This is a genomic window from Palleniella muris (assembly GCF_004792655.1).
Classification (GTDB): domain Bacteria; phylum Bacteroidota; class Bacteroidia; order Bacteroidales; family Bacteroidaceae; genus Prevotella; species Prevotella muris_A.
The window spans coordinates 13,831-39,091 of sequence record NZ_SRZC01000031.1; the positions used below are offsets into that span (position 1 = coordinate 13,831).

The 25,261-nt window shown below is 48.6% G+C and carries 21 protein-coding genes and 1 tRNA gene; 20 read left to right on the forward strand and 2 right to left on the reverse strand.

What is annotated here, in order from left to right; genetic code table 11:
- The first annotated feature begins 224 nt into the window (after positions 1–224).
- The 16 genes from E5358_RS13850 to E5358_RS13915 all read left to right on the forward strand — a co-directional run bounded on the left by E5358_RS13850 (position 225) and on the right by E5358_RS13915 (position 15,618).
- Positions 225–875, forward strand: a complete 651-nt coding sequence (locus tag E5358_RS13850; RefSeq protein ID WP_135940771.1) for a hypothetical protein — start codon at positions 225–227, stop codon at positions 873–875.
- Positions 876–879: 4 nt separating this feature from the next.
- Complete coding sequence (locus tag E5358_RS15155) at positions 880–1,038, forward strand: hypothetical protein (RefSeq protein WP_277821320.1); 159 nt, start codon at positions 880–882, stop codon at positions 1,036–1,038.
- Positions 1,039–1,065: 27 nt separating this feature from the next.
- On the forward strand, positions 1,066–1,734 hold the full coding sequence (locus E5358_RS13855) for a hypothetical protein (RefSeq protein WP_135940772.1): 669 nt from the start codon (positions 1,066–1,068) through the stop codon (positions 1,732–1,734).
- A 457-nt stretch (positions 1,735–2,191) separates the two neighbouring features.
- Positions 2,192–2,776 (forward strand): sugar O-acetyltransferase, encoded by a 585-nt coding sequence (locus tag E5358_RS13860; RefSeq protein ID WP_277821321.1) that lies wholly within the window; start codon positions 2,192–2,194, stop codon positions 2,774–2,776.
- Between the two features lie 84 nt (positions 2,777–2,860).
- On the forward strand, positions 2,861–3,091 hold the full coding sequence (locus tag E5358_RS13865; RefSeq protein ID WP_135940773.1) for a GlsB/YeaQ/YmgE family stress response membrane protein: 231 nt from the start codon (positions 2,861–2,863) through the stop codon (positions 3,089–3,091).
- Between the two features lie 30 nt (positions 3,092–3,121).
- On the forward strand, positions 3,122–3,580 hold the full coding sequence (locus E5358_RS13870; RefSeq protein ID WP_135940774.1) for a PaaI family thioesterase: 459 nt from the start codon (positions 3,122–3,124) through the stop codon (positions 3,578–3,580).
- On the forward strand, positions 3,549–4,700 hold the full coding sequence (locus E5358_RS13875) for a chorismate-binding protein (RefSeq protein WP_277821322.1): 1,152 nt from the start codon (positions 3,549–3,551) through the stop codon (positions 4,698–4,700). The genes E5358_RS13870 and E5358_RS13875 overlap by 32 nt, the downstream gene beginning before the upstream one ends.
- A 7-nt stretch (positions 4,701–4,707) precedes the next feature.
- Positions 4,708–6,393 carry a 2-succinyl-5-enolpyruvyl-6-hydroxy-3-cyclohexene-1-carboxylic-acid synthase gene (gene menD, locus E5358_RS13880; protein WP_135940775.1) on the forward strand — a complete coding sequence of 562 codons (1,686 nt, stop codon included), beginning with the start codon at positions 4,708–4,710 and terminating at the stop codon, positions 6,391–6,393.
- Between the two features lie 326 nt (positions 6,394–6,719).
- Positions 6,720–6,794 (forward strand) — tRNA-Val (locus E5358_RS13885).
- A gap of 288 nt (positions 6,795–7,082) precedes the next feature.
- Positions 7,083–8,453 (forward strand): adenylosuccinate lyase, encoded by a 1,371-nt coding sequence (purB, locus tag E5358_RS13890; RefSeq protein ID WP_135940776.1) that lies wholly within the window; start codon positions 7,083–7,085, stop codon positions 8,451–8,453.
- A gap of 163 nt (positions 8,454–8,616) precedes the next feature.
- Positions 8,617–9,987: a pseudouridine synthase gene (locus E5358_RS13895; RefSeq protein ID WP_135940777.1), complete on the forward strand. Its 1,371-nt coding sequence runs from the start codon at positions 8,617–8,619 to the stop codon at positions 9,985–9,987.
- Positions 9,988–10,130: 143 nt separating this feature from the next.
- Positions 10,131–11,552, forward strand: a complete 1,422-nt coding sequence (gene asnS, locus E5358_RS13900) for an asparagine--tRNA ligase (protein ID WP_135940778.1) — start codon at positions 10,131–10,133, stop codon at positions 11,550–11,552.
- Between the two features lie 306 nt (positions 11,553–11,858).
- Entirely contained in the window at positions 11,859–12,920 is a 1,062-nt protein-coding gene (locus E5358_RS13905) for an acyltransferase (RefSeq protein ID WP_135940779.1), read from the forward strand.
- 156 nt (positions 12,921–13,076) lie between these two features.
- Complete coding sequence (gene dnaB, locus E5358_RS13910; RefSeq protein ID WP_135940780.1) at positions 13,077–14,630, forward strand: replicative DNA helicase; 1,554 nt, start codon at positions 13,077–13,079, stop codon at positions 14,628–14,630.
- A gap of 596 nt (positions 14,631–15,226) precedes the next feature.
- Entirely contained in the window at positions 15,227–15,403 is a 177-nt protein-coding gene (locus tag E5358_RS15160) for a hypothetical protein (RefSeq protein WP_168354690.1), read from the forward strand.
- Positions 15,404–15,432: 29 nt separating this feature from the next.
- The gene (locus E5358_RS13915; RefSeq protein WP_135940781.1) at positions 15,433–15,618 is read left to right on the forward strand and encodes a hypothetical protein; all 186 of its coding nucleotides are present in this window, start codon (positions 15,433–15,435) and stop codon (positions 15,616–15,618) included.
- Between the two features lie 152 nt (positions 15,619–15,770).
- Here the strand turns inward: E5358_RS13915 and E5358_RS13920 are convergent, their stop codons facing one another.
- Entirely contained in the window at positions 15,771–17,600 is a 1,830-nt protein-coding gene (locus E5358_RS13920) for an aminopeptidase P family protein (protein ID WP_135940782.1), read from the reverse strand.
- Between the two features lie 194 nt (positions 17,601–17,794).
- Between E5358_RS13920 and E5358_RS13925 the strand changes: the two genes are divergently transcribed.
- Both E5358_RS13925 and E5358_RS13930 read left to right on the forward strand, forming a co-directional pair.
- Positions 17,795–18,793 (forward strand): malate dehydrogenase, encoded by a 999-nt coding sequence (locus tag E5358_RS13925; protein ID WP_135940783.1) that lies wholly within the window; start codon positions 17,795–17,797, stop codon positions 18,791–18,793.
- A gap of 292 nt (positions 18,794–19,085) precedes the next feature.
- Entirely contained in the window at positions 19,086–19,649 is a 564-nt protein-coding gene (locus E5358_RS13930; RefSeq protein ID WP_135940784.1) for a gamma carbonic anhydrase family protein, read from the forward strand.
- Positions 19,650–19,970: 321 nt separating this feature from the next.
- On the opposite strand, the gene E5358_RS13935 is transcribed toward E5358_RS13930, so the two are convergent.
- Positions 19,971–22,040 carry an HD family phosphohydrolase gene (locus E5358_RS13935; protein ID WP_135940785.1) on the reverse strand — a complete coding sequence of 690 codons (2,070 nt, stop codon included), beginning with the start codon at positions 22,038–22,040 and terminating at the stop codon, positions 19,971–19,973.
- 157 nt (positions 22,041–22,197) lie between these two features.
- Between E5358_RS13935 and gltX the strand changes: the two genes are divergently transcribed.
- Both gltX and E5358_RS13945 read left to right on the forward strand, forming a co-directional pair.
- Complete coding sequence (gene gltX / locus E5358_RS13940) at positions 22,198–23,724, forward strand: glutamate--tRNA ligase (protein WP_135940786.1); 1,527 nt, start codon at positions 22,198–22,200, stop codon at positions 23,722–23,724.
- Positions 23,725–23,831: 107 nt separating this feature from the next.
- Complete coding sequence (locus tag E5358_RS13945; protein WP_135940787.1) at positions 23,832–25,082, forward strand: 3-deoxy-D-manno-octulosonic acid transferase; 1,251 nt, start codon at positions 23,832–23,834, stop codon at positions 25,080–25,082.
- Positions 25,083–25,261: the final 179 nt, after the last annotated feature.

Here is a 25,261-nt window from a genome sequence, read left to right on the forward strand (position 1 = left end):
ATGTAGAATAGGGTGGTTTGTAAAAAAATAATAGTTTTATTTGTAGATTGTTTTTTTTTTGTTATCTTTGTGGTAGGAAAAGTGTAAAAGAGCTGGGCGGGACTGTGAAAAGTATGGAAATATAGTATCCATAATTAGTCTTGGAACTGATTAGGAGCATTCCTTAATACTATTCGTATTGTATGTGTAATGAAATAATTTTATTAACTAAATTTATTAAGTTTATGAAAAAGATGTTTTATACACTTGGTGTTTCCATTATGTTCTGTTCTTGTAGTACAACTGTTTATGATTCCGATTTTGAACAGCCCAAGGCTAAAAGTATAGTGATTTCTACGCAAAATAGTTATGTGGATTTGCAGAATGATATTGCAGATTTGAATAAAGGGCTTGAGAACCCAAAAGCAAGGGGCTTTTGGTCAAGACTTTTTGGTCGTGTACTAAATGTTTTTGTTTCAGATTGTGTCGGTGCTGTGAGAGGTGTATTTTCAGGAGGTAATGTGTGGCAATCTGCACAGGGTGCTTCATTAACTTCTGCAAAAAAACAAAGTTTTATAACTTTAGTCGATGGAGCAAACATGTTGCTTGCAAAATCATCAGCAAATATTAATAAAGATGTTCCTGTCATTTCATGTATGCAGCCTAGGGAATTCGGAATGGATGGATTGGTATTTACTTCAGAACCGGGACTTGCAACTATAAATGACAGTATAGGGTATTACCATAATTACATTCTTTATGAGGCTTTGGAAAAGGAGAATAGTGCAAATTATTGGGTAGGCGTATCGGATTATGCATGTGTTTTAGAAGTGAATGAAGAAATTAAGAATCAATTACAAAACATTTATGTTAGATGTTGTTGCTTTGTATTTTAACGGAATGGAACTTGTACAGACGGATGCAGAATGGGAACAGTATTGTAAGAATGTTATAGCTCTTGTCTCTGATTCCAGTATTTCAGAAGCAGATAAGGATGCTTTGGTAAAGGGTGTAACCGTTGGTTATGCAAGTTCAAAACTGTGGAAATGTGAAGAGTGATTTCTTGAAATTAAATAGAAACTGTCTATGAAAAGAATTTTATTTTATTTTTTTGCATTGCTCAGCCTTCCGCTTTGTGCGCAGACAGAGCGCAGGCTGTTGCTTGCGGAACTTCTGTCTGCTCGGGAGACGGACGGAGCAGCGGGCACTGTGGTGACGAAACTGTTGACGGAGGAACGGGCTGTGCAGATGTATGACGGTATGGAGGAATTCCACAGGGTTTCCAAGGCGGAGTATACCGTCACGGAGACTGCTGGGGCTATCTCCGTCAGACGCAGGGTTGTGGAAAACGTGCTTTCGGAGGGAAAGGCACTGAGCAATGGCAGTGCAGACCTTACGGGGCGTGTGATGAGCGGTGTTCTCTTGCCGCGTAAGCTGTCAAAGAAATCAGGGAACGGTAAAGGATACATAGGTGTGGTGAATTCTGCTTCCGGTGATACGGTTGTGGTGACCATAGACAAGCATGCTGCTATAGGAGATGTTGCCGGTATGAAAGTGATGGGTACCGTGCTTACAGTGGAGAAGAGCTGTGAGGAATTGGTTTTTGTTTCTCCGTCAGGCGATTTGCGCCTTGACAGTCTGAAAGCTGTCTGTTGCAGGTTGGCAATGAAAGAACAGCCGAAGGGCGGAACGTCTCACAGTCAGGAATGGTGGCAGGAGATAAAGGTCGTAAGTGTTTCTACGGAGACAAAGTGACTTGGCAAGGACAGGGATTTACTGTGTTTCTGGAGAGAGGGTGTGGCGGGTTGTATGATTTGCTGCACCTTGTTCTTTCTAATCTGCACAGGGTTAGTGGGGAAGGATTATGTTTGTTTTTGTCATCTAAGCATGCGTATGCCGTTGAGCTTTCTCGTGCTTTAAATGGCAAAGGCCGGTCTTGCCAATGGATTCAGAGACAAAGACAACGTAAAGGAGAAGCTGTTTTTATAGGTTGTGTTCTGTCTCAGGCAAGCATCTTTTTATTTCCGTGCAAGGTCTTTGTGGCAGAAGTGTAAGGCTGGGTGCTTGTTTGGGCTGGCAAGGTGTCTGCCTATGATTTGTTTAAGGAAATGAAAAATTGTGAAGGTTGGCGGAAATACGGGAAAAAAGTTGTACCTTTGCACATAACAATGAATGTCACGACAAAGGAATTGATTGCTGGAATTTGTTGACAATGAAGAAACTTATGAATGATTTGCATACAGGAAAATGGGTCTGCGGTTTTGCTCCGGAGATAGGGGAGATGCTGAGGACGACGGAAAACCTGTGCTTCAGGCTTAATGCTACGGCTCCGGACTGCAAGGAGGAGCGTGAAGGGCTGGTGCGCCGGATATTGGGAAGCATAGGTGAATCGTTCCTTATCCATTCTCCTTTCCGCTGTGATTTCGGAAAACACATCTCTATTGGGGATAACTTTATAGCGAACTTCAACCTCACCATACTCGATGAGGGCATGGTGACCATTGGCGATAACGTTTTCATCGGCCCCAACTGCGGCATCTACACCATTACCCATGCCTTGCTGCCGGACCAGAGGAATGAGGGCGTGATGAAAGCCGCTCCTGTCACAATAGGCAGTGATGTGTGGCTTGCCGCCAATGTGGTTGTCCTCCCGGGCGTGACCATCGGCGACGGTGCAGTCATCGGTGCAGGAAGTGTGGTGACGCATGACATCCCGTCGCACACTCTTGCTGTCGGCAATCCATGCCGTGTCTTGCGTGAGATAACTGACGAGGACAGGGTGGAGAGCATAGGATGATTATATAAGGTAAAAAGGACATTGTGCCGTTTCAGGCATAATAAAGTTAGTAATTCACATTAATAATTTAAAACTTTTACGAACATGATCAGCGGAATAATCAGCGGAATCGTTGCCGGATACATTGCAAGCCGGCTTCAGAAAGGAGAAGGTAGTGGTTGCCTTGTTAATCTGTTCTTGGGATTACTGGGCGGTGTTGTCGGAAGCTTGGTTTTCGGTCTTTTCGGTCTGACTGCCTACAGTTGGATAGGAGAGATGATAACAGCCATAATCGGCGCTGTCATTGTGCTCTGGCTGTTCGCGAAGCTGCGGTGACAGTATGCCTGCCGCAATTAAAGTGTATTTATGGATTTAAGCAGTGTAAAAGAGTTGACAGAACGTTCCGACGGTCTGTCAACTTCATTAGGTATAACACTTGTCTCCACTCCGGAGGTTGACGAGTGTGTGGCTGTCATGAGTGTCGACGAGCGCACAAGGCAGCCGTTCGGCATCCTCAGTGGCGGTGCGACAATGGCATTGGCGGAGACTCTTGCCGGTGCCGCTTCCATTGCCCTGTGCCCTGACGATATATGTGTGGGAGTTAGTGTCAGCGGCAATCATCTGAAGTCTGTTGCCGAAGGCGATACGGTGACGGCGCGGGCACGGCTGTTGAACAAAGGCAGGAGGCTGCATGTGTGGAATGTCTCTGTCACGGACTCTGCCGGAAACCTCATATCGACGGTTAATGTGATGAACTACCTTAAAAGACGTCATGCTGTGGCGGAAGAAGAAATTGCAAAACAAACTAAGACCAAGGAAGCTTGATATGGCAGGCTATGCTGTTTACAGATTACCGAAGGAAGAGAAATGCACCTTCATGATGCAGGCGGAGAGTGTGCCTCTGCACCTTGAATCATGCCAAGAGTTTGACGGGCACAGTGGGTTCGTCATCGCTCCTTTTGTCGTTAGTGACGACAAGCCGATAGTCTTGCTGCAGCCGGAGACCACCAATATTTATGGAAGTGTTGGCGAAATCCCTGCGGATGTGGCGGAAATGATTGACAAGATGAGTATGCTTGATGCTGTTTCCGCTGATGATGAAGCATCCGGTGCAGAGCGAAAGCATTATTCCCACGATTTCAGGAACTGCCATGACCGCCTTGTTTCGGGTGCGTTCCGCAAGATAGTGCTGGCAAGAATGTCTGCGGAGACTGTCTCTTGCGAGAAAAGTCCGTTTGCCTTGTTCCGTCAGGCATGTGAGATGTATCCACGCATGTTTGTAGCTTTGTTCTCAACATCTCGGAGTGGTACGTGGCTCATGGCTACGCCTGAAGTCCTTTTGGAACAAGAAGGTGACGCATGGCACACCATTGCGCTTGCCGGGACAATGCAGCTTGAAGGTGACGCTTTGCTGTTTGACGTGCCTTTGGGTAATGGCTGCGGAAGCCTTTCACCTGACAACTGCCCGGCTTGGAGTGACAAGAACATACAGGAACAGCGGTATGTTGCGACATATATAAAGGAATGTATAGGGCGTTTCTCCCACGATGTGTCGGAGGCGGGGCCTTGCACGGCTCGTGCCGGTAACCTTGTTCATTTGCGCAGTGATTTCCGTTTCGCCCTTGAGGAGGGTGCCGGCATTGGTAGATTGCTTGACATGCTGCATCCTACGCCTGCCGTATGCGGACTGCCTAAGAAGGAGACGTTTGACTTTATCGTCAGGAATGAGCACACTCCGCGCGGATATTACAGTGGTTTTGCCGGACCGCTGGATGTTTGCGGACGTACCAACCTCTATGTCTCGCTGCGTTGCATGTACATCAGGGACAGCCGTAATTTCCATTTGTATGCCGGAGGCGGACTGCTGCAAGACAGTGTGGAGGAACAGGAATGGAACGAGACGGAGGCGAAAATGGAGACCATGAGGAAGATTCTGAATCATTGATTATAAGATGTATAGCTGCAAGGAAAACATAAACATACTGACATCTCTGCTTGTGAAGCATGGGGTAAGGCATGCCGTTGTGTGCCCGGGTTCGCGCAATGCTCCTATTGTGCATAATCTGAACGAGTGCGATGACATCACCTGTCATCCTGTGACTGACGAGCGTTCGGCGGGATTCTATGCAATGGGTGTGGCTCTGGCGACAGGCGGACCGGTAGCTGTATGCGTGACATCCGGCTCCGCATTGCTCAATCTTGCGCCTGCTGCGGCGGAGGCATTCTATCGGCATGTGCCGTTGGTTGTTGTTTCTGCCGACCGTCCGGCGGCGTGGATAGGACAGCTTGACGGGCAGACTTTGCCACAGCCTGATGCTTTTGGCGGTTTTGTGGCAAAGTGTGTTGCATTGCCTGAACCGCAAAGTGGTGATGAGCGTTGGCATTGCAACCGTCTTGTCAATGAGGCTTTGCTTGCGGCAAACCGTAATGGTGGTTGCCCGGTGCATATTAATGTCCCGATAACTGAGCCTTTGTTTGAATTCAATGTCGGCAGTCTTCCTGACGAAAGGGTTATTCGGAGATTGGGCGTAAGTGGTTTTGCGCCTGAGGCTTGTGAGGAAATTGTCAATAGGGTCTGTGCCTCGTCACGTCCGATGGTTGTTGTCGGGCAGTATAGGTATGGTGAGAGATTGGCAAAGGCGTTGCGTGCTGTATCAGAGAGGGTGACAGTCTTGCAGGAACCGCTCAGTCCGGGATTGGGTGCGGTGCATTTCGATGAGGTGCTGTCGTGTGTCATGGACAATGCGGACTATATGCCTGATTTCATTCTTTATGCCGGAGACACAATCGTAAGCAAGCGTATGAGGAAACTCTTTCGCAGGCTTTCGGATGTTGAGACGTGGGCTGTGAGCGAAGACGGTGAGGTGCATGACACATTTATGAATCAGACTGTTGTCATAGAAAGCTCTCCGGAGAATGTTTTCTGTGGTATGGCTTCATTGTTGGTGGGTAGTGCCAAGTGCTTGGAAAACAGTGCAAAGGTTTTCTTTGCGAGGTGGAAGACAGCTCTTGATTGTGCATCAGAACATGCTGCGGAGTATGTTCCTTGCTATTCGCAGATGCTGGCGGTGAAGAGGTTTGAGAGTCTTGTTGGTGACAATTGTATTGTGCATTATGCCAACAGTTCTGCTGTGCGCCTTGCGAATATTTATGCCGACCGTTACGTTTATGTCAACCGTGGTGTGAATGGCATAGAAGGGACGTTGTCCACAGCTGCCGGATTTGCTGCGGTTTGTGACACGCCGGTGTATTGTGTTATTGGCGACCTTAGTTTTTTCTATGATTGTAATGCATTGTGGAATAACGATTTGCAGGGTAATTTCCGCATCCTTTTGCTGAATAATAACTGTGGCGGGATATTCCACAGGTTGCCGGGGCTTGATTCTTCGCCTGTATACGACACCTATGTTGCTGGTGCTCATGCTGCAAATGCTCGCGGTATCTGTGACGCCCACGGTGTCGGTTATCTCTCTGTCCGTAGTGCGGAAGAGCTTGAACCGCAGATGAAGGTGTTTGTTTCCATGACCTCTGACCGCCCTTTGTTGCTTGAAGTCTTCACCGATGTGACGGAGGATGCACAGGCATTGGAAGAGTATTATGGCGCGTTGCATGGACTTTTTGTAAGATGTATAAGGTGAATGGCATTCTCTTTTGCAAAAAGATGTGACCTCCACAGGCCCCTAAGCTATTTATGATGTTCTTTAATGCTTTTCCTTTCACGCTTCCCCATGTCGTATCATGTTTTCTCATGTTTTATCACGTTCCCTCATGAATCCTCACACTCCCCCCCTCCTTAATATAATAATGTACCTTTACTATCTGTGTTAATTTAAATCAACCAAACCAAACTTTTTCACCATTCCCATACAAAAAACTTCTCCAAAACTTGCAGGACTCGGAAAAAGTATGTACCTTTGCATTCGCAATTCAGAAATGGTTTGCTTGACACCGTCACAATGACGATGGGCGCTTAGCTCAGTTGGTTCAGAGCGTCTGCCTTACAAGCAGAGGGTCGGGGGTTCGAATCCCTCAGCGCCCACACATTACACACACTACACTTACATAATATAAGTAAATCGTAAAAGAGAATATGATTCTGTGATTCTTTGGAATATTTCCAAGAGTTGCAGTTTTTTTTTGTTTTGTGGTGGTGCTAAGGTTGTTGATTATTGTTAATTATTACTTAACAGTAAATAAAAGTAGTGGCGGAAATTCTTTTATTTCTTGGAAAATAAGTATATTTGCACTTTAATTTATTAAATGGCGGGACGGTCGTATGGCTGTGGACCGCAGAATTAAAGAAAACACGTATTTTCAATAAGGTACAATGAATCTCGAACTACTTACAGCTATCTCTCCAATCGATGGACGCTATCGTGGCAAGACTGACTGCCTCGCCGGTTATTTCTCTGAATACGCTCTCATACGTTACCGTGTAAGAGTGGAAATTGAATATTTCATCACTCTTTGTGAACTTCCTCTTCCACAGCTTGCAGGTTTTGACAATAATCTGTTCCCTGCATTGCGCAGTATCTATGGGGACTTCTCTGTGGCTGACGCACAGCGTGTGAAGGATATAGAGAAGGTGACTAACCATGATGTCAAGGCGGTGGAGTATTTCATAAAGGAAAAACTGGACGCTATGGCTGCCGACGGTGTCGTTGCTGAGGGATATTTCGAACCATTCAAGGAGTTTGTCCATTTCGGACTGACATCTCAGGATATCAACAACACTTCCGTGCCTCTCTCCATAAAGGAGGCTCTTGAGGATGTTTATTATCCTCAGGTGGAAGAACTTATACAGCAGCTTCGTGACTATGCCGCAGAGTGGGACAATGTCTCCATGCTTGCAAAGACCCACGGACAGCCTGCATCGCCTACACGCCTCGGCAAAGAGGTGATGGTCTTCGTCTATCGTCTTGAGGAGCAGCTTGCTATTCTTAAGAACTGCAAGTTCACGGCAAAGTTCGGTGGCGCGACAGGTAATTACAATGCTCACCATGTTGCTTACCCGGAATATGACTGGCGTGAGTTTGGTAACAGGTTCGTGGCAGAGAAACTCGGACTTGAGCGTGAACAGTTCACGACACAGATTTCCAACTATGACCACCTGGGGGCAATCTTTGATGCCATAAGACGCATAAACACAATAATCATTGACCTTGACCGTGACTTCTGGATGTATATTTCCATGGAGTATTTCAAGCAGAAAATCAAGGCGGGCGAGGTAGGCTCTTCTGCAATGCCTCATAAGGTCAACCCTATTGATTTCGAAAACTCGGAAGGCAACCTCGGCATAGCAAACGCTATCCTGCAGTTCCTTGCTGCAAAGCTCCCTGTCAGCCGTCTGCAGCGTGACCTTACAGACTCCACTGTACTGCGTAATATCGGCACTCCGCTCGGACATGGTGTCATCGCCATACAGAGCACACTGAAAGGTTTGCGCAAGCTGATTCTCAATGAGGAGGCTCTGCAGAATGACCTTGACAACACTTGGGCTGTTGTTGCTGAGGCTATACAGACTATCCTGCGCCGTGAGGCTTACCCTCACCCTTATGAGGCTCTTAAGGCTCTGACACGCACAAACACAAAGATGACGGAGGAGACAATCCATGAGTTTGTGAAGACTCTCGATGTCAGCGACAAGGTAAAGGAAGAACTTATGGCTATAACTCCTTCTAACTATACCGGCATCTGATAGACTGGAATGTGTCGGAAAGGTGGCATGACCAAGTAATTTGATAATTTAAAAACTAAATAACAATAACAGAAACACAGGAAAAAAACAGACAAGAGACGGCTCGAGAGAGTCAGAGAAAAAGTAATTGAACAGAACTATCATCACTTAATCTTCAAACAAAATGAACCAGGAATTTGATAAAGACAAGACAGAGAAGGGCTTTGAGGAAAGTGGCCGTGAGGGCTACCGCAAGCCGGCATTCAACAGAGAGTACAGCAGCGAAGGACGTCCGCAGCGACCACGTACGCGTATCGTTCGCCCACAGTATGGCTCAGACCGTCCGCGCTACAGTAATAACAATGAGGGCAGTTTCCGTCCGGAAGGTTTCGGCTCTGCTTTCCATGACAATGCCCAGCAGGGTGAGCGCCGTCCGTATGGACAGCGTCCACGTTTCAACGGCAGCAATGGTGGCGGCAGCAATTATAACCGAAATGGCTATAATCGTGGCGGCTATGGACAGCAGAACAGCTACAATAACCAGCAGAATGGTTACCGTCCAAGATATAACAACAATAATGAAGGGGAAATGAAAGAGGGCGGCTTCCAGCCAAGACCTCGCTACAACAATAATGGAGGCTATGACCGGCAGGGCGGTTATAACCGTGGTGGATATAATCGCGGTGGTTATGGTCAGCAGGGAGGCTTCAGCCGTGGCGGCTACAACAACCGGCAGGATGGAAACTTCCGCAGACCACGTACCTCTGATTATGACCCGAATGCAAAATACAGCCACAAGAAGCGTATAGAGTACAGTGAGGCTCACATTGACCCGAATGCACCTATACGTCTTAACAAGTACCTTGCAAATGCAGGTATCTGCAGCCGCCGTGAAGCTGATGACTTCATACAGGCAGGCTTGGTGACTGTCAACGGCAATGTGGTGACAGAACTGGGAACAAGGGTTCTCCGTTCCGATAAGATTGTCTTCCACGACCAGCCGGTGTCAATTGAGAAGAAAGTTTATGTCCTTCTCAACAAGCCAAAGGACTATGTCACCACTTCTGACGACCCGCAGAACCGCAAGACTGTCATGGATCTCGTAAAGGACGCATGTCCTGAACGCATCTACCCTGTAGGACGCCTTGACCGTAACACAACAGGTGTGCTGCTGCTTACCAATGATGGCGAGATGGCTTCCAAACTGACACATCCGCGCTTCCTTAAGAAGAAGGTCTATCATGTCTTCTGTGATAAGAACGTAACGGCACATGACATAAACAAGATAGCCGAAGGTGTTGAACTTGAGGACGGACTAATCAAGGCTGATGCTGTGGACTATGCTTCTCCTACCGACAAGAAGCAAGTAGGCATAGAGATTCATTCCGGCAAGAACCGTATCGTGCGCCGTATCTTTGAGAGCCTCGGCTACCGGGTCATCAAACTTGACCGTGTGCAGTTTGCCGGACTTACAAAGAAGAATCTCCGCCGTGGCGACTGGCGATTCCTCACAGAGAAAGAGGTAGACATGCTGCGCATGGGTGCTTACGAATGACGTAATATTACGTGTTGCATCATTCAATAGTGACAGTATACAATGAAAATATGGCAATCCTTGCCTTTTCCGAGGACTGACATCCAATGAAAAGGCAAGGTGTCTTTTTACCAGAACATACATATAATAAATAACGTTCATCTATGAAAAGAACAAAAGTTATAGACATCCTTAAAAGCACAGAGTTCGGCAAGGATGTTTGCGTAAAGGGTTGGGTGCGTACCCACCGCAGCAGCAAGGCTGTTGACTTCATCGCTCTTAACGATGGTTCTACTATAAATAATGTGCAACTTGTCTGCGATGCCGACAAGTTTGACGCTGAATTGCTCAAGCAGATTACCACAGGTGCATGTCTGTGCGCTACCGGTAAGCTCGTTGAAAGCCAGGGCAAAGGCCAGACATCTGAGATTCAGTGCGAAAACATCGAAATCTACGGTCTCTGCGGTGCTGACTATCCTATGCAGAAGAAAGGACAGACCTTTGAGTACATGCGCCAGTATGCGCACCTCCGTCTGCGTACCAACACTTTCGGAGCAATCATGCGCATCCGTCACAACATGGCGATGGCTATCCATACATTTTTCCATAACAAGGGATATTTCTATTTCCACACTCCACTTATCACAGCTTCTGACTGTGAAGGTGCAGGACAGATGTTCCAGGTTACGACAAAGAACCTCTACAACCTGAAGAAGGATGAGAACGGACAGATTATGTACGATGATGACTTCTTCGGCAAACAGACATCACTGACTGTGTCCGGACAGCTGGAAGGTGAGCTTGGAGCTACTGCTCTTGGCGGCATCTATACCTTCGGTCCTACGTTCCGCGCCGAGAACTCCAACACTCCGCGCCACCTTGCGGAGTTCTGGATGATAGAGCCGGAAATAGCGTTCATGGACTTGGATGAACTCATGGATCTTGAGGAAGAGTTCATCAAGTACTGCGTGCAGTGGGCTCTTGACAACTGCAAGGACGACCTTGAGTTCCTCAACAAGATGATTGACAAGGGACTTCTCGAGCGTCTGCAGGGAGTCGTGAACACAGAATTCGTTCGCCTGCCTTACACCAAGGGCATCGAAATTCTTCAGGAAGCAATCAAGGGCGGAAAGAAATTTGACTATCCTTGCAACTGGGGCGATGACCTTGCTTCCGAGCATGAACGCTATCTGGTGGAGGAGCATTTTAAGAAACCTGTCATCATGACAAACTACCCTAAGGAGATTAAGGCGTTCTATATGAAGATTGATGCCGAGAAGCCTGTATGCATGGGTAAGGAAATGGAGGAGACGGTACAGGGCACTGATGTGCTTTTTCCGCAGATTGGTGAGATTATCGGTGGTTCCGTGCGTGAGGAAAGCTATGATAAGCTGATGGGCGAGATAGAGCGCCGCAACATTCCTATGAAGGACATGGCATGGTATCTTGACACGCGTAAGTACGGCTCATGCCCTCATGCTGGCTTCGGTCTCGGCTTCGAGCGTCTGATTCTGTTCGTTACTGGCATGCAGAATATCCGTGATGTCATACCGTTCCCACGTACTCCGAATAATGCGGAATTCTAAAAAACGGAGCCTGGGCATGGACAGGGTGCATAACGGCTGTATATGAAAAAGATATTTAGTGGACGCCGGCATGACTCTGATTTATGTGAAAAAGTTTTCAGGGTTGACTCCATTACGGGAGCCAGCCCTGAAATTTGATGCATATCCAAGGGTAGGTAAGATGACGGGCTGTTTGTAATCCGTTCTGGAGAGAGAAGTTTCATGATAACATGATGCAGGCCGACACTATGGAAACCTTTCTGTATAGGCCGGGCTTCGTCAGGATGAGCATATTGTTTGATAATAAGTTTATTTAGAAAGTAAGTCATGACCAGACAACAGACATTGCAGTTGAAGGGCATCGCCATATTGTTCATGCTTTGGCTGCATCTCTTTTCTTCAGGCGAGGGATTCGTCTCTTCGCTGTCTTGGATAAACGGTGCTCCATTGGCCGTAGTATTGAAAAAACTTTGCTCGATGTGCGTGCCGATGTATGCTTTTCTTGGAGGAGTAGGACTGGCTGCTACATACGAGGCGGCCTCAGGCCATAATGCTTCCATGCACAACGGAAGGCGTGTCGCCATGCTCTATGCCAACTTCTGGACAGTCTTGCTGATTTTCTATGGAGTGGGGTACATGAATAACCCAACTCTCTTTAATTTCCATATTCCGGAGTTTCTATACACTCTTGCCGCTTTGGACTATAAGGTGAACGGCACATGGTGGTTTCTTTTGCCTTATGCCATGATAACAGCTATGGCGGCTCCGTTTTTGCGCCAGGTATATTCTTTGGACAGAAAGATGGAATCATGGATGTTTGTCGCATTGCTCGTGATGCATATAGCCGGATATGTCGGAGTGGATATTGCAAGTAAGGACAACTGGCTTGTATACATCCTGTTGCGAACGGCATGCAATTTCTTCCTGATTTTGTTCCCTTTTGCCACAGGTGCTTTGTTTCATAAGCACCGAACAATTCACAACTGCAGGCTGGCTCTTGAAAAACGGTTTACGCCACGCAGGAAGAATATGCTGGTTGGAGGTCTTCTTGCATGTCTTGTTTTCATAAAACTGTGCATCGGGGCGTCTGCTCTTTTCAATCCGTGGTTCGTTTTCCTGCTGATTCCTTTGTATTGTATGTGTGGATATCCTTCCAAGGTTGAAAGGCTGTTATGCTTCTTTGGACGGCATAGCACCAATATATGGCTGTGCCATAACTTCTTTATTTTTGGTGTCTGGGGAAGTCTGATTTATGATTTGCATTTTCCGTTGCTGATATTTGCAGCATTACTTCTGGTTTCAACCGTCACGTCATATATTATAAAAATGGTGTATGTTCCGGTGAAAAGACTGGTGGAGCCGGTATTGAATAGGGCATTGCAGATGTGAAATGTTATTTTTGTTTCTTGATTATGAATTAATTTTTATACCTTTGTAGTCGCAAAGAGCAATAAATAAACTTTTCATGGCAGAAATTATACTGTGGCGGTAATTGGACTTGCGGCAGTATGATGAATACGATTACAAAAAATATAGATACCAACCATGCCAGCTACAGAAAGAACAAACAGAGCAGGCAAGCGGCAGCCTGCACCTATTGATAACACTTACGGACACTTGCCGCCACAGGCGTTGGACGTGGAACAGGTTGTGCTTGGAGCATTGCTGATTGACGCCGAAGCATTCGGAGTGGTCAGCGAACTGCTGCACCCTGACACATTCTACGACCCTCGCCATAAGCAAATCTTCACTGCCATACAGACCCTGAACATGAGCGAACGCCCTGCCGACATCATCACCGTGTCGGAAGAACTGAAGAAAATGGGCAAGCTTGATGAGGCGGGCGGTGCTCCGTACATCATAGAACTCTCGGCAAAGGTGTCGTCCTCTGCCAATGTGGAGTACCACAGCCGTATCCTTGCACAGAAATATATGGCACGCCAGCTCATAAGCTATGCCAGTGACATAGAGACAAAGGCATTTGATGAGACAGTCGACACCGACCTGCTCATGCAGGAGGCGGAAGGCGCATTGTTCCAGCTCTCGCAGAAGAACATGAAGCAGGACTACACACAGATTGACCCTGTGGTGAAGAAAGCCTACGAAATCCTGCAGAAAGCGGCGGCGAACAGCGGCGGATTGACCGGTGTGCCTTCAGGACTTGACGACCTTGATGCCGTCACCTCAGGGTGGCAGCCCTCCGACCTTGTCATCATTGCCGGACGCCCTGCCATGGGAAAGACCTCTTACGCCCTCTCCGTGGCAAAGAACATTGCCGTCGACTACCGCATTCCGATAGCGTTCTTCTCTCTCGAAATGAGCAATGTGCAGCTTGTCAACCGACTCATCTCTAACGTTTGCGAGATTCCGGGACACAAGATTCTCAACGGTCAGCTGACAAACGAAGAGTGGGCACGCCTTGACCAGAATCTCCGCAAGCTTGACGGTGCACCTCTTTATATAGACGACACTCCGGGTCTCTCCGTCTTTGAGCTACGCACAAAGGCACGCCGACTGGTGAAGGAGAAGGGAGTAAAGATAATCATGATTGACTACCTCCAGCTGATGAACGCCAACGGCATGAAGTTCAACTCACGACAGGAGGAGGTCTCGAAAATCTCAGGCTCGCTGAAAGGTCTTGCCAAAGAACTTGATGTCCCCGTCCTTGCCCTCTCACAGCTCAACCGTTCCGTGGAGAGCCGTGGCGATGGCGATGCCAAGGGCATTGACTCCAAGCGTCCGCAGCTGTCCGACCTCCGCGAGTCCGGTTCTATAGAGCAGGACGCCGACATGGTGCAGTTCGTCCACCGTCCGGAGTATTACCACATTTTGGAGGACAGTGCCACCGGTCAGGACCTTCGCGGCATGGCACAGATTATCATCGCCAAGCACCGTAAGGGTGCCACAAAGGATGTCCTTGTGTCTTTCCGTGGCGAGTTCACACGCTTTGCCAACAAAAACGAGCGTTATGCTCCGATAGACAATGTCGGTCCTATGGACGGTGAGATTATCGGCTCTGCTCTCGGCGGAGGCATGGATGACCCACTTGCCGGTGACGTTCCGCCTTCTCAGGCAGGGCTTGACGATTTGCCGTACTAAATGTTGCGCGGACGCAAGCCACAGCCTTTGCCCACGCCTGCCGGCAGGCAAGACGCCGAAAGACGGCGAGTGACAGAATGAAAGGTAACCTTTAACCCTGTAAAAGGTAACACTTGGCTGCGCAAAAGGTAACGCTTTGCATGGTAAAGTGTTACCTTTTGTTTTTTTTACCTGTATTTTATTGCTTGCTGGATTATATGCTTACTGAAAGGCATGGATGCCTGTTGTTTTGTAAACAGTTGACTTGCTTTTGCTTGCATATTGTCAGAACCGTGGCGCAAGGTGGCAAAGCATATTATTTCCCATATCCGTGACCGGCGTTTCCTGCTTATGTTTTATTCCCACACCTGTTCCAAGAATTCTCACGTGACTCTGTGTGGTTAAGTTATATACCCTACCTCCATTGTTGGATTATGTACAATTATGCCAAAGGCCTGATTCCGGGATGGCTGGCGGGGGTGGCATCCCTCGCCTGCAATTTTCGGATTATGAGAGGTTATAGGGATGGGATGGCCTACCTGTTTGTCTCGTGTTTTGTGATTGCTGTTCCGACAATCTTTGCCGCAATAGAGATATTTCTGTATTTCTCATTCTTCATGTTAATACTTATTCTTGTCTATTGGGGACTGTTGTTCCTCAGCAAGAATGGCAAATCATCATGGGGAATAGCGATATTCATGCCCAAGAGATTGAAATGGATGGTATGGATAGTTGGCGCACTATGGTGTGAAATGATAATCGCCGGTGTTTGGACAATACAAAAACTCCACTGAGTTTTCTCCGGTTTGGTGACGAAATCAAAATGGAAAGAAAAATCTTGAAAGCTACGATAGTAATGAATTCAGGAATAAGCAGCGGGGATGGCAATACATTCGAATTGCCAGGCTGGGTTGTAAACCGTAAGGGAAGATGGGAAAGTGGAACTTATAAATATGAAATATGGTATGGCGACAGATGCCTGAAATCACATGAATTCATGGTGCGTTAAATAAAGTCATAAAATAAAAAATCTTCTGAATCCGCAAGAATCCGCATGCCCTTTTGCTCTGTGCGCTTACGCCATGCGAGTCTCTTGCGGATTGTTTTTTTCTTGCGGATTCAGAAGATTAAGCAGATTCTTCCTGCTGTTTTCCTGTTCGGTCATATCGCGGCACACTCTTCCCTCAGCCATTCCCTTTCGTCAGGGGAGAGGAGAGGGGAGAGGGAGTTGAAGACATTGCGGTGGTAGTCGTTTAGCCATTCGCGCTCTTCACTGCTGAGCATCTCAAGGATTATAGGCTCCTTGTCTATCGGACAAAGCGTCAGCGGTTCGAACTCGAGGAACGTTGCCGTCGGCGACTCGCTGCCCCTGCCGGCTTTCTGCAGAGGCGTGGGGTAGTGGCGCGTGAGCAGAGTGTTCTCGATCCGCACTCCGAATTTCCCTTCGAGGTACACTCCCGGTTCGTCGGTGACGGTCATCCCTGCATGGAGAGGTGCAGGACGGTACTCCATCCTTATCTGGTGAGGACCCTCATGCACACTGAGGTATGAGCCCACGCCATGCCCTGTGCCGTGGAGATAGTTGTAGCCGTACTGCCAAAGGTATTGGCGTGCTATGGCGTCAAGCTGCGTCCCGCTTGCCCCGTCAGGGAACTTCATCATTTCGAGAGCAATGTGCCCTTTCAGCACCAGTGTGTAAACCAGCCGTTCCTCCTCTGTCAACGGTCCGAGAGGTATGGTGCGAGTGATGTCTGTCGTGCCGTCCCGGTATTGCGCTCCGCTGTCAAGAAGCAGGAATCCTTCAGGCTTTAGCGGAATGTCTGTCGCTTCTGTAGGCTCATAGTGGACTATTGCGCCATGCGCTCCATAGCCTGCTATGGTGTCAAAGGACACGCCGCGGAACAGTTCCTGCTCTGCGCGCAGAGCTTCAAGTTTTGCACAGACAGAGAGTTCCGTCATAGGCAAAGTGCCGATGTTCCCTTTCAGCCATTTCGTGAACCTCACCAATGCCACGCCGTCGCGCAGCATGGCATTGCGGAATCCTGTGATTTCCGCCTCCGATTTGACGGATTTCATTGCCGGAATCGGGGACGCTCCGTTGACAATATGGCACTTTATGCTTTTGTAAAGGCTTTGGTTTGCCTCGTTCTTGTCGGCAAGAATGTTGTATTCCGGATAGCTTTTCAGTCCCTTTGTTATGTTCCTGTAATCATCTACCGTCACCCCTTCGCCCTCAAGGTAAGCAGCGGTTTCCGGGGAAACTTTCTCCTTTATTATAAATAGAGTGGCACTTTCGGAGGCGATGAGCAGGTAGGCGACAGCCACGGGAGTGCAGTGGACGTCACTGCTTCTGATGTTCAGTGTCCATGCTATGTCGTCAAGGGCAGCCACTACCATACCGTCGGCGTGCATGCTGCGCAGCGCTTTGCGTATGCGCGACAGTTTTTCGTGCGCACTCTCACCTGCAAATTCGACAGGCTGCACCTCCACCGGCGCGGTAGGCAGTGGCGGACGGTCAAGCCATATCTCGGCAAGCGGGTCAAGGTTCGTGCGCAATGTCAGTCCTCCGTTTGCACGAAGCTCCGCAGCAAGCTCCTCTGCTTCCGCCGCAGGGCACACTGTTCCGTCGATGCACACCTCCGTGGAGTTGCCGCCGGCATACCTCTCTTTCTTGAAAATCTCTTGTGAAATCCACTCTGGTATGGACGGCGTGCCCGGCATCTTCAACTTCATGAGCCGGAATTCCGTGCCCTCCAGTTCGTCGTCAGCCTGTATGAAGTATCTGGAGTCTGTCCAAAGGGCGGCAGAATACATGGTGACGACAGCCGTTCCGGCAGAGCCTGTGAATCCGCTTATCCATTTTCTTCCCTCCCAGTGTTGAGGCACATACTCCCCGTTGTGCGGGTCGGTGCTTGGGATTATTACTGCACAGAGTTTCTCACGTGCCATTATTTTGCGCAATGCGGCAAGTCTTTCTGCAATGGTTTCCATGTTTTTTTTTGTTTTAGAGTGGTGGATGTTGAAAAACGTCGTTTTAGGTATGTTTTTCAACAAAAAAAGGCATTAATATATGCAAAAGTAAGAAAAAATGTTATAATGGCAAAGATTCTATGGGTAAATATTTTGCGTTCTATGTTTTTTTTCTTAATTTTGCAGAGGAAAAACGAATTAAACAATATATAACGATGGCATTTTTAACAGACGACAAACTTGTAATCGTTGGTGCCGGTGGCGCTATCGGTTCTACTATGGTACAGACAGCTCTTACAATGAAGCTGACTCCTAATGTATGTCTTTACGACGTTTACGCTCCGGGAATGGAGGGCGTTATGGAGGAAATGTTCCACTGTGGTTATGACGGTGTGAACCTTACAGCCACAACAGACGTAGCGGAGGCATTCAAGGATGCTAAATATATCATCTCTTCAGGTGGCGCGCCACGTAAGGCAGGCATGACACGCGAAGACCTTCTCGCAGGCAACTGCAAAATCGCTGAGGAACTTGGCAAGAACATCAAGACTTACTGTCCGGACGTGAAGCATGTTGTGGTTATCTTCAACCCTGCTGACCTCACAGGTCTTGTGACACTGCTCTACTCAGGTCTGAAACCGGGTCAGGTGACAACTCTTGCCGCTCTCGACTCTACACGCCTCCAGTCAGCTCTCGCAAAGAAGTTCGGCTGCAAGCAGTATGAGGTGACAGGCTGCGCTACTTACGGCGGTCACGGCGAGCAGATGGCAGTGTTCGGCTCTGCAGTGAAAGTCAACGGCACTCCGCTTAATGACCTTATCGGCACAGACAAGTGCTCTGAGGAGGAGTGGGAGCAGCTCAAGGTTGACGTTACAAAGGGTGGTGCGAAGATTATCGAGCTTCGCGGACGCTCTTCATGGCAGTCTCCTGCATATTGCTCAGTGGAGATGATTCGCTCAGTAATGGGTGGCGAGAAGTTCCGTTGGCCTGCAGGTACTTACGTACAGAACGAAAAGTACAACCACATCATGATGGCTATGGACACCACTCTCGATGAGAATGGCTGCACATACAAGATGCCACAGGGAACAGCCGAGGAAATGGCTAAGCTTGACGCAAGCTATGAGCACCTCTGCAAGATGCGTGACGAGCTTGTTACTCTCAACATCGTTCCGGCTATCTCTGAGTGGAGCAAAATCAATCCAAATCTCTAATCCGCTTCGGTCGGTAAGAATGGAGGATTGGCAGTCCGGGAACGGACTGTATGGAATTGATACTCTCGACCAACAAAAGTTGGTAATATAATTCTCTCTCTTTTTCTAAGGTTGACAGTTTTGTTGACCAGCCTGAGTAATAAGTTGTGAAACTTGTTACTCAGTTTTTCTTTTTAGGCACCTCTGTGTGTCTGTTTGGCATCCGTGGATGTATGTTTTACATTCGTGTGTGTATGGGAAAGGCAGGGAGAAATTGATTATAAACAAAAATAATAATATACAGATTAAAGCTATGGCTCTTATCAAATCATATAAAGGCGTCACTCCTAAATGGGGGCGTGACTGCTATTTCTCGGAGAATGCCACTCTTGTCGGCGATGTTAGGTTGGGTGATGAATGCTCGATATGGTTCAATGCCGTCGTGCGTGGCGATGTTGCGCGCATCATCATCGGTGACCGCTGCAACGTGCAGGACGGTTCTTGTGTCCATGTGACGAACTTTGGTGGGGAGGAACGCCCTACGGAGGAGTTTGTCAATGGTCATGACTGTCTGCTGGAAGATGATGTCACGGTAGGGCATAACGCCACTCTCCATGCCTGTCATGTGAGGAAAGGCGCATTGATTGGTATGGGTGCGACAGTCCTTGACAAGGCTGTAATCGGCGAAGGCGCTGTCATTGCTGCCGGAGCCCTTGTGCTTGGCGGCACTCAGGTGGGTGACCACGAGATATGGGCAGGCGTTCCGGCGAAGATGGTCAAGAAGACGCGTCCTAACCAAGCGGAGTCTTTCGCGCAGCATTATGTCGATTACAGCAAGATTTATCTTGCGGAAGACGCGGAGGAGAACAAAGGATAGTTTGCCTTGGATAATAAAAATATATAGCTCATTAGGAACTTATCACACCGAATTCCTAATGAGCTGTACAAAAAGCACCGCAAAAGGCGGTGCTTTTTGTGTTATCTGTGTATAGCGGCGTAGTGTGTCTGCCCGAAAATTGTTGACCGCTGTTGTGCTAAAAAATGATTGTTATACACCTGCTGGGTCAAAACATGCGCGGCAACGAGTCGAATATCCGGGCATAGATGTGTGCACAAGCAGAGATATATTGTATTTTGCCGAATCATCCCCAATAAGCCGCATGAATCCGCATGAGGATGTAGGGCACAAGGAACGGTATCAGTCCTCGTCCTCCTTAGGCGCATGGAGCTCCGGGTAAGCTATACGGGTGTGGTAAATAGCCTTCAGGCGTTCGATGAGGACATCCTTCGCCGTCTGAATGTCACGGAACGTTATCGGGCAGTCGTGGAAGAAGCCGTTCTGCACCTGCGAATCAATAATTTTGTCGACCAATCCGGCGATGGACTCTTCCGTGTACTCCTTCAAGGAGCGTGAGGCTGCCTCAACACTGTCAGCCATCATCAGAATAGCCTGCTCGCGTGTGAAAGGATTAGGACCGGGATAGCGGAAGATAGTCTCGTCAACCTCCTCGTCGGGGTGCTTGTTCTTGTACTGTACATAGAAATAGGACACAAGCCCGTTGCCATGATGAGTGCGTATGAAGTCCTGAATCACACCCGGCAGCCCCTCTTTGTCCGCCAGACGCAGCCCCTCTGTGACATGGCTGATGATAACTTGTGCGGATTCCTGCTCCGAAATACGCGTATGAGGGTTGATGCTTGCCTGGTTCTCGGTATAGAATACAGGATGCCGCATCTTGCCGATGTCATGGTAAAGTCCGCCGACACGCACAAGAAGGGCTCGCGCACCAATGCGTGAGGCAATCGCAGACGCAAGGTTGCTCACCATTATGGAGTGCTGGAAAGTGCCCGGAGCGACCTCCGACAGGTGGCGGAGGACCGCCTTGTTTGTGTCGGAAAGTTCAAAGAGCGTCACCGCAGAGACAAAGCCGAAAGCCTTTTCCACAACAAACATCAGCGGATAGGCAAGGAGCAGAAGCACCGCATTGGCAACAAAATGCGGGAAAAGTCCGAGATTTATGTCAGCCACGCCCTTTGCCTCAATCAGTTGCAGCGAGACAAACACAAGGAATTCCGTTGTCACCACCGTAAGTGCTGCCGTGAACACCTGGGAGCGATGGGAAAGTTCGCGGAGTGTATAGATGGCCGCCAGACCGCCGGCAAGCTCTATCGCAATGAAGTCAAACTGTTTCTGCACCGCCAAAGCACTAAGCATAACCACCACGGCATGGGTTATGAATGCCGTGCGCGAATCAAGGAACACGCGGACAAACATAGGAGCCATGCACAGAGGGATGACATAGACACTGAAAAAACGATGGCGCATGACGAGTGACACTATGCCCGTAAGGATGATGATGATCGTATACAACATCACATAGGAGCTTGTCTTCTCGAAATAATCGCTGCGGTAGAGCAGGAGATAAAGCGTAAAGAGGGCTATCACTATGAACACGAAGAGTGCCTGCCCTCCGTAGGTGGTAAGGATTTCCGCGTGGGTGGCTTTCTGTTTCTGGTATTCACGGATATATGATGTTATGGCTGCATAAGCCTTCTCGTCGACAACGACACCGCGGTTTATTATCTCCTCACCCACCTGTATGATGCCGGAAGCGGTCGGAATACTGCTCAGCAGGTCGTTCATCTCCATCTCCGTCCTGTCCTTGTCAAGCAAGATGTTCGGTTCGAGGAACTCATTGAGGTTGCATTGCTGCAAAGCCTGCCGCTGTTTCTGCATGGCAGGGTCATGGAACAGCCATTCATACGCTGTCAGAGGCGTCATGAAACGGTGCACCGGCACACTCGTTGCCGTGTTCCCGGAGACAAGGCGGATGCTCCGTGTGCTGTCGTCTGCCGCCGACTGTGCCACATCGGCATTGATGATTCCCATGTCATAAGCCATCCTTATCCTCTTTGCCACATAGGCGGAATAGGAGCGCGAAAGGCCGTGGATGCCGTCCCGGAACTCCTCATTGAACTTCTTCAGGGCACGCTCCCTCACCGTCACGGACACACTGTAGTACGGCTCAAACCCCTGCAGCAGAGAGTCGCGCTCCTGCTTCAGCACCTCCTCACTTTTGTAAATGGGGATTTCCGTCTCGGCAATGAGCTGGTCATAATGCCACGGATGGTTCAGTTCGTACACGAAAGACACACCCGGGTCATGCGGCATTATAAGTACCACAAGCACTGTCGTGACGACGATGAGCCAAGAGCGTTTCAACAGGTTCTTCCAGAACATGCCACTCTGAGTGTAGGATTTTGCCATATTTTCAACCGTTTGTTTTCTAACTGAGTGCGAAAATACGAAAAAAAATTCGGTTTTGTGCAATAAATATAGTAATTTTGCAGAAAATTATGAAATTCATTCCATTAGGGCAGAGCAATATACTCTGTGCCTGAAAGAAAGAAAACTTAAAAACAAAATGTCAGAAAGAAAAGTCAGAGTACGTTTCGCACCGTCACCGACCGGTGCACTGCATATCGGCGGTGTGCGCACCGCATTGTACAATTACCTCTTTGCCAAGCAGCATGGTGGCGACCTGGTGTTCCGTATAGAGGACACCGACTCCAACCGCTTTGTTCCGGGAGCAGAGGAATACATCATCGAGTCATTCCGCTGGCTGGGCATAAAGTTTGACGAGGGTGTCAGTTTCGGCGGCGACAAGGGACCTTACCGTCAGTCAGAGCGTCGTGAGATATACAAGGAATATGTCCGCCGGCTGATTGATGACGGCAAGGCATATATTGCGTTCGACACTCCGGAAGAGCTTGAGGCGAAGCGCAACGAGATAAAGAATTTCCAATACGATGCACATACGCGCCTTATGATGCGCAACTCCCTCACCCTTTCAAAAGAGGAGGTGAACGCTCTCATCGAGGACGGGCAGCAGTATGTCGTCCGATTCAAGATCGAACCGGGACAGGATGTCATGGTGGATGACATCATCCGAGGAGAGGTGCATATCAAGAGTGACATCCTGGATGACAAGGTGCTCTACAAAAGTGCCGACGAACTCCCGACCTATCACCTTGCAAACATTGTCGATGACCACCTGATGGAAATCACACACGTCATCCGTGGCGAGGAATGGCTTCCTTCTGCACCGTTGCATGTGCTGCTCTACAAGGCTTTCGGCTGGGCGGACACCATGCCACGCTTTGCCCATCTGCCACTGCTCCTCAAACCGGAAGGAAAGGGAAAACTGTCAAAGCGCGACGGTGACCGTCTCGGATTCCCTGTCTTCCCACTCGAATGGCACGACCCAAAGACAGGCGAGGTTAGCTCCGGTTATCGTGAGTCAGGCTATTTCCCTGAGGCAGTAGTCAATTTCCTTGCACTCCTCGGCTGGAATCCGGGTACGGAACAGGAGATTTTCACCCTTGACGAAATGGTTGAAATCTTCAACCTCGAGAAATGTTCCAAGGCAGGAGCGAAGTTTGACTACAAGAAGTGCCAGTGGTTCAACCATGCCTATGTGCTGCAGAAGTCTGCTGAAGAGATTGCCGCACTCTTTGCACCGGCAGTGGCAAACAACGGCATCGATGAGTCCATGGAGCGCATTACCGAGGTTGTAAGGATGATGAAGGACCGCGTGACTTTCGTTTCCGAGCTTTGGGGACTCTGCTCTTTCTTCTTCATCGCACCTTACAGCTATGATGAGAAGACAGTGAAGAAACGCTGGAAAGAATACTCTGCACAGCAGATGACAGAACTGAAAGATGTGCTGGCAGCCCTTGAAGACTTCTCTGTGGAGGCTCAGGAAAAGGCTGTCATGGCATGGATTGGCGAGAAAGAGTACAAGCTCGGTGATGTAATGAACGCTTTCCGCCTCTGCCTTGTAGGAGAGGGAAAAGGTCCGGGAATGTTCGACATTTCCGCTTTCCTTGGCAAGGAAGAGACCATAAAGCGTATCGACGCTGCCATAGCGGCACTGAACACTGAAGCATAAGGCACAGTGGCAACCTATAACGAAGGACAGTCCTTGCCCGTTTGCCGTGCAATCCACGGACATGACGGCAAGGCAGCGGCTTTCAACAACTCAGTAATACTCGAATCGTGTATCAAATAGGACTTTGGATGTACTTGTGCGCCGTGGCAGTGCTCAGTCTCTTTGACAGGAAAGTGAGAGCAATGTGGCGTGGCGAACGCCGGGCTATCGGCACCATAAAGAGCAAACTCGATCCTCAGGCAAAATATGTCTGGGTACATGCCGCATCACTCGGAGAGTTTGAACAGGGCAGACCTATCATCGAGCATATCAAGCAGAAATATCCGCAATACAAGGTTCTGCTGACGTTCTTCTCCCCTTCCGGCTATGAGGTTCGCAAGGATTATGAAGGCGCAGACATAATATGCTACCTGCCACTTGACACATTCCGCAACGCACGCCGCTTCCTGAATGCTATACATCCCGTGTGCGCCTTGTTCATAAAATATGAGTTCTGGTACAACTACCTGCATATCCTGAAGCATCGTGGCGTACCTGTTTACAGTGTCGCAAGCATCTTCCGCCCTGACCAGATATTCTTCAAATGGTACGGAAAAGGATACGGCAAGGTGCTGAAATGCTTCACACACTTCTACGTACAGAATGAGCAAAGCAAGCAGTTGCTCGCCACTCTCGGCATTGACAATGTCTCTGTCACCGGCGATACACGTTTCGACCGCGTGATAGCCATAGCGGAACAGGCACAGAAGATTGAGGCTGTCGAACGGTTTCTTGCATCAAACAAGGGGAAGAAGGTCTTTGTCGCCGGCAGCTCATGGCAGCCTGACGAAGAGATTTTCATACCTTATTTCAAGTCGCATGACAATTGGACGCTGATCATTGCTCCTCATGTCATAGGCGAGGAGCATCTGCGCGGGATAGAAGCCTTGCTGGAAAGGAACGGATATTCTCACCAACGCTACACCGAACTTGCGGATGCCAAGGCAACACCTGTGACCGGCAACGGCAGGAATGCGCTTATAATAAACTGTTTCGGCTTGCTTTCCTCCATCTACCGCTATGCCGACGTGACGTATGTCGGTGGCGGTTTCGGTGTCAGCATCCACAATCTGCCGGAAGCAGCGGTATGGGGCAAGCCCGTAATCTTCGGTCCCGAGAACAGCAAATTTGCAGAGGCACAGGGGCTGAAAGCCTGCGGTGGCGGCATAGAGATTACGGATTACAGGACTTTCTCTGCCATAATGGACAAGTTTGGCACGGACGCTGAATATCTCGCCGAATGCTCCAAGGCTGCACATGACTACGTAGAATCGAAAGCAGGAGCCACCAAGGCTGTCATATCTGCCCTGAACCTGTAAAAGAAGCATACATAAGGAACCGCACTAAAGGATATATTTTGATTTCCTTTAGTGCGGTTTTTCTTTTTCCTAATTATTGGTGTCGGTAAAACGCAAAATACATCTCTGATTTGTACGTAATGTTTACGCGAGTTCGGGATAAGAAAGTCCCCGAAAAAGTTGGTAATCTCGCAAATATT

What these genes read in the sequence shown, in the direction of transcription:
- E5358_RS13850 (WP_135940771.1), top strand. Translation starts at nt 225, where the DNA reads ATGAAAAAGATGTTTTATACACTTGGTGTTTCCATTATGTTCTGTTCT.
- E5358_RS15155 (WP_277821320.1), top strand. Translation starts at nt 880, where the DNA reads ATGGAACTTGTACAGACGGATGCAGAATGGGAACAGTATTGTAAGAAT.
- E5358_RS13855 (WP_135940772.1), top strand. Translation starts at nt 1,066, where the DNA reads ATGAAAAGAATTTTATTTTATTTTTTTGCATTGCTCAGCCTTCCGCTT.
- E5358_RS13860 (WP_277821321.1), top strand. Translation starts at nt 2,192, where the DNA reads ATGAAGAAACTTATGAATGATTTGCATACAGGAAAATGGGTCTGCGGT.
- E5358_RS13865 (WP_135940773.1), top strand. Translation starts at nt 2,861, where the DNA reads ATGATCAGCGGAATAATCAGCGGAATCGTTGCCGGATACATTGCAAGC.
- E5358_RS13870 (WP_135940774.1), top strand. Translation starts at nt 3,122, where the DNA reads ATGGATTTAAGCAGTGTAAAAGAGTTGACAGAACGTTCCGACGGTCTG.
- menD (WP_135940775.1), top strand. Translation starts at nt 4,708, where the DNA reads ATGTATAGCTGCAAGGAAAACATAAACATACTGACATCTCTGCTTGTG.
- purB (WP_135940776.1), top strand. Translation starts at nt 7,083, where the DNA reads ATGAATCTCGAACTACTTACAGCTATCTCTCCAATCGATGGACGCTAT.
- E5358_RS13895 (WP_135940777.1), top strand. Translation starts at nt 8,617, where the DNA reads ATGAACCAGGAATTTGATAAAGACAAGACAGAGAAGGGCTTTGAGGAA.
- asnS (WP_135940778.1), top strand. Translation starts at nt 10,131, where the DNA reads ATGAAAAGAACAAAAGTTATAGACATCCTTAAAAGCACAGAGTTCGGC.
- E5358_RS13905 (WP_135940779.1), top strand. Translation starts at nt 11,859, where the DNA reads ATGACCAGACAACAGACATTGCAGTTGAAGGGCATCGCCATATTGTTC.
- dnaB (WP_135940780.1), top strand. Translation starts at nt 13,077, where the DNA reads ATGCCAGCTACAGAAAGAACAAACAGAGCAGGCAAGCGGCAGCCTGCA.
- E5358_RS15160 (WP_168354690.1), top strand. Translation starts at nt 15,227, where the DNA reads ATGTTAATACTTATTCTTGTCTATTGGGGACTGTTGTTCCTCAGCAAG.
- E5358_RS13915 (WP_135940781.1), top strand. Translation starts at nt 15,433, where the DNA reads ATGGAAAGAAAAATCTTGAAAGCTACGATAGTAATGAATTCAGGAATA.
- E5358_RS13920 (WP_135940782.1), bottom strand. Translation starts at nt 17,600, where the DNA reads ATGGAAACCATTGCAGAAAGACTTGCCGCATTGCGCAAAATAATGGCA.
- E5358_RS13925 (WP_135940783.1), top strand. Translation starts at nt 17,795, where the DNA reads ATGGCATTTTTAACAGACGACAAACTTGTAATCGTTGGTGCCGGTGGC.
- E5358_RS13930 (WP_135940784.1), top strand. Translation starts at nt 19,086, where the DNA reads ATGGCTCTTATCAAATCATATAAAGGCGTCACTCCTAAATGGGGGCGT.
- E5358_RS13935 (WP_135940785.1), bottom strand. Translation starts at nt 22,040, where the DNA reads ATGGCAAAATCCTACACTCAGAGTGGCATGTTCTGGAAGAACCTGTTG.
- gltX (WP_135940786.1), top strand. Translation starts at nt 22,198, where the DNA reads ATGTCAGAAAGAAAAGTCAGAGTACGTTTCGCACCGTCACCGACCGGT.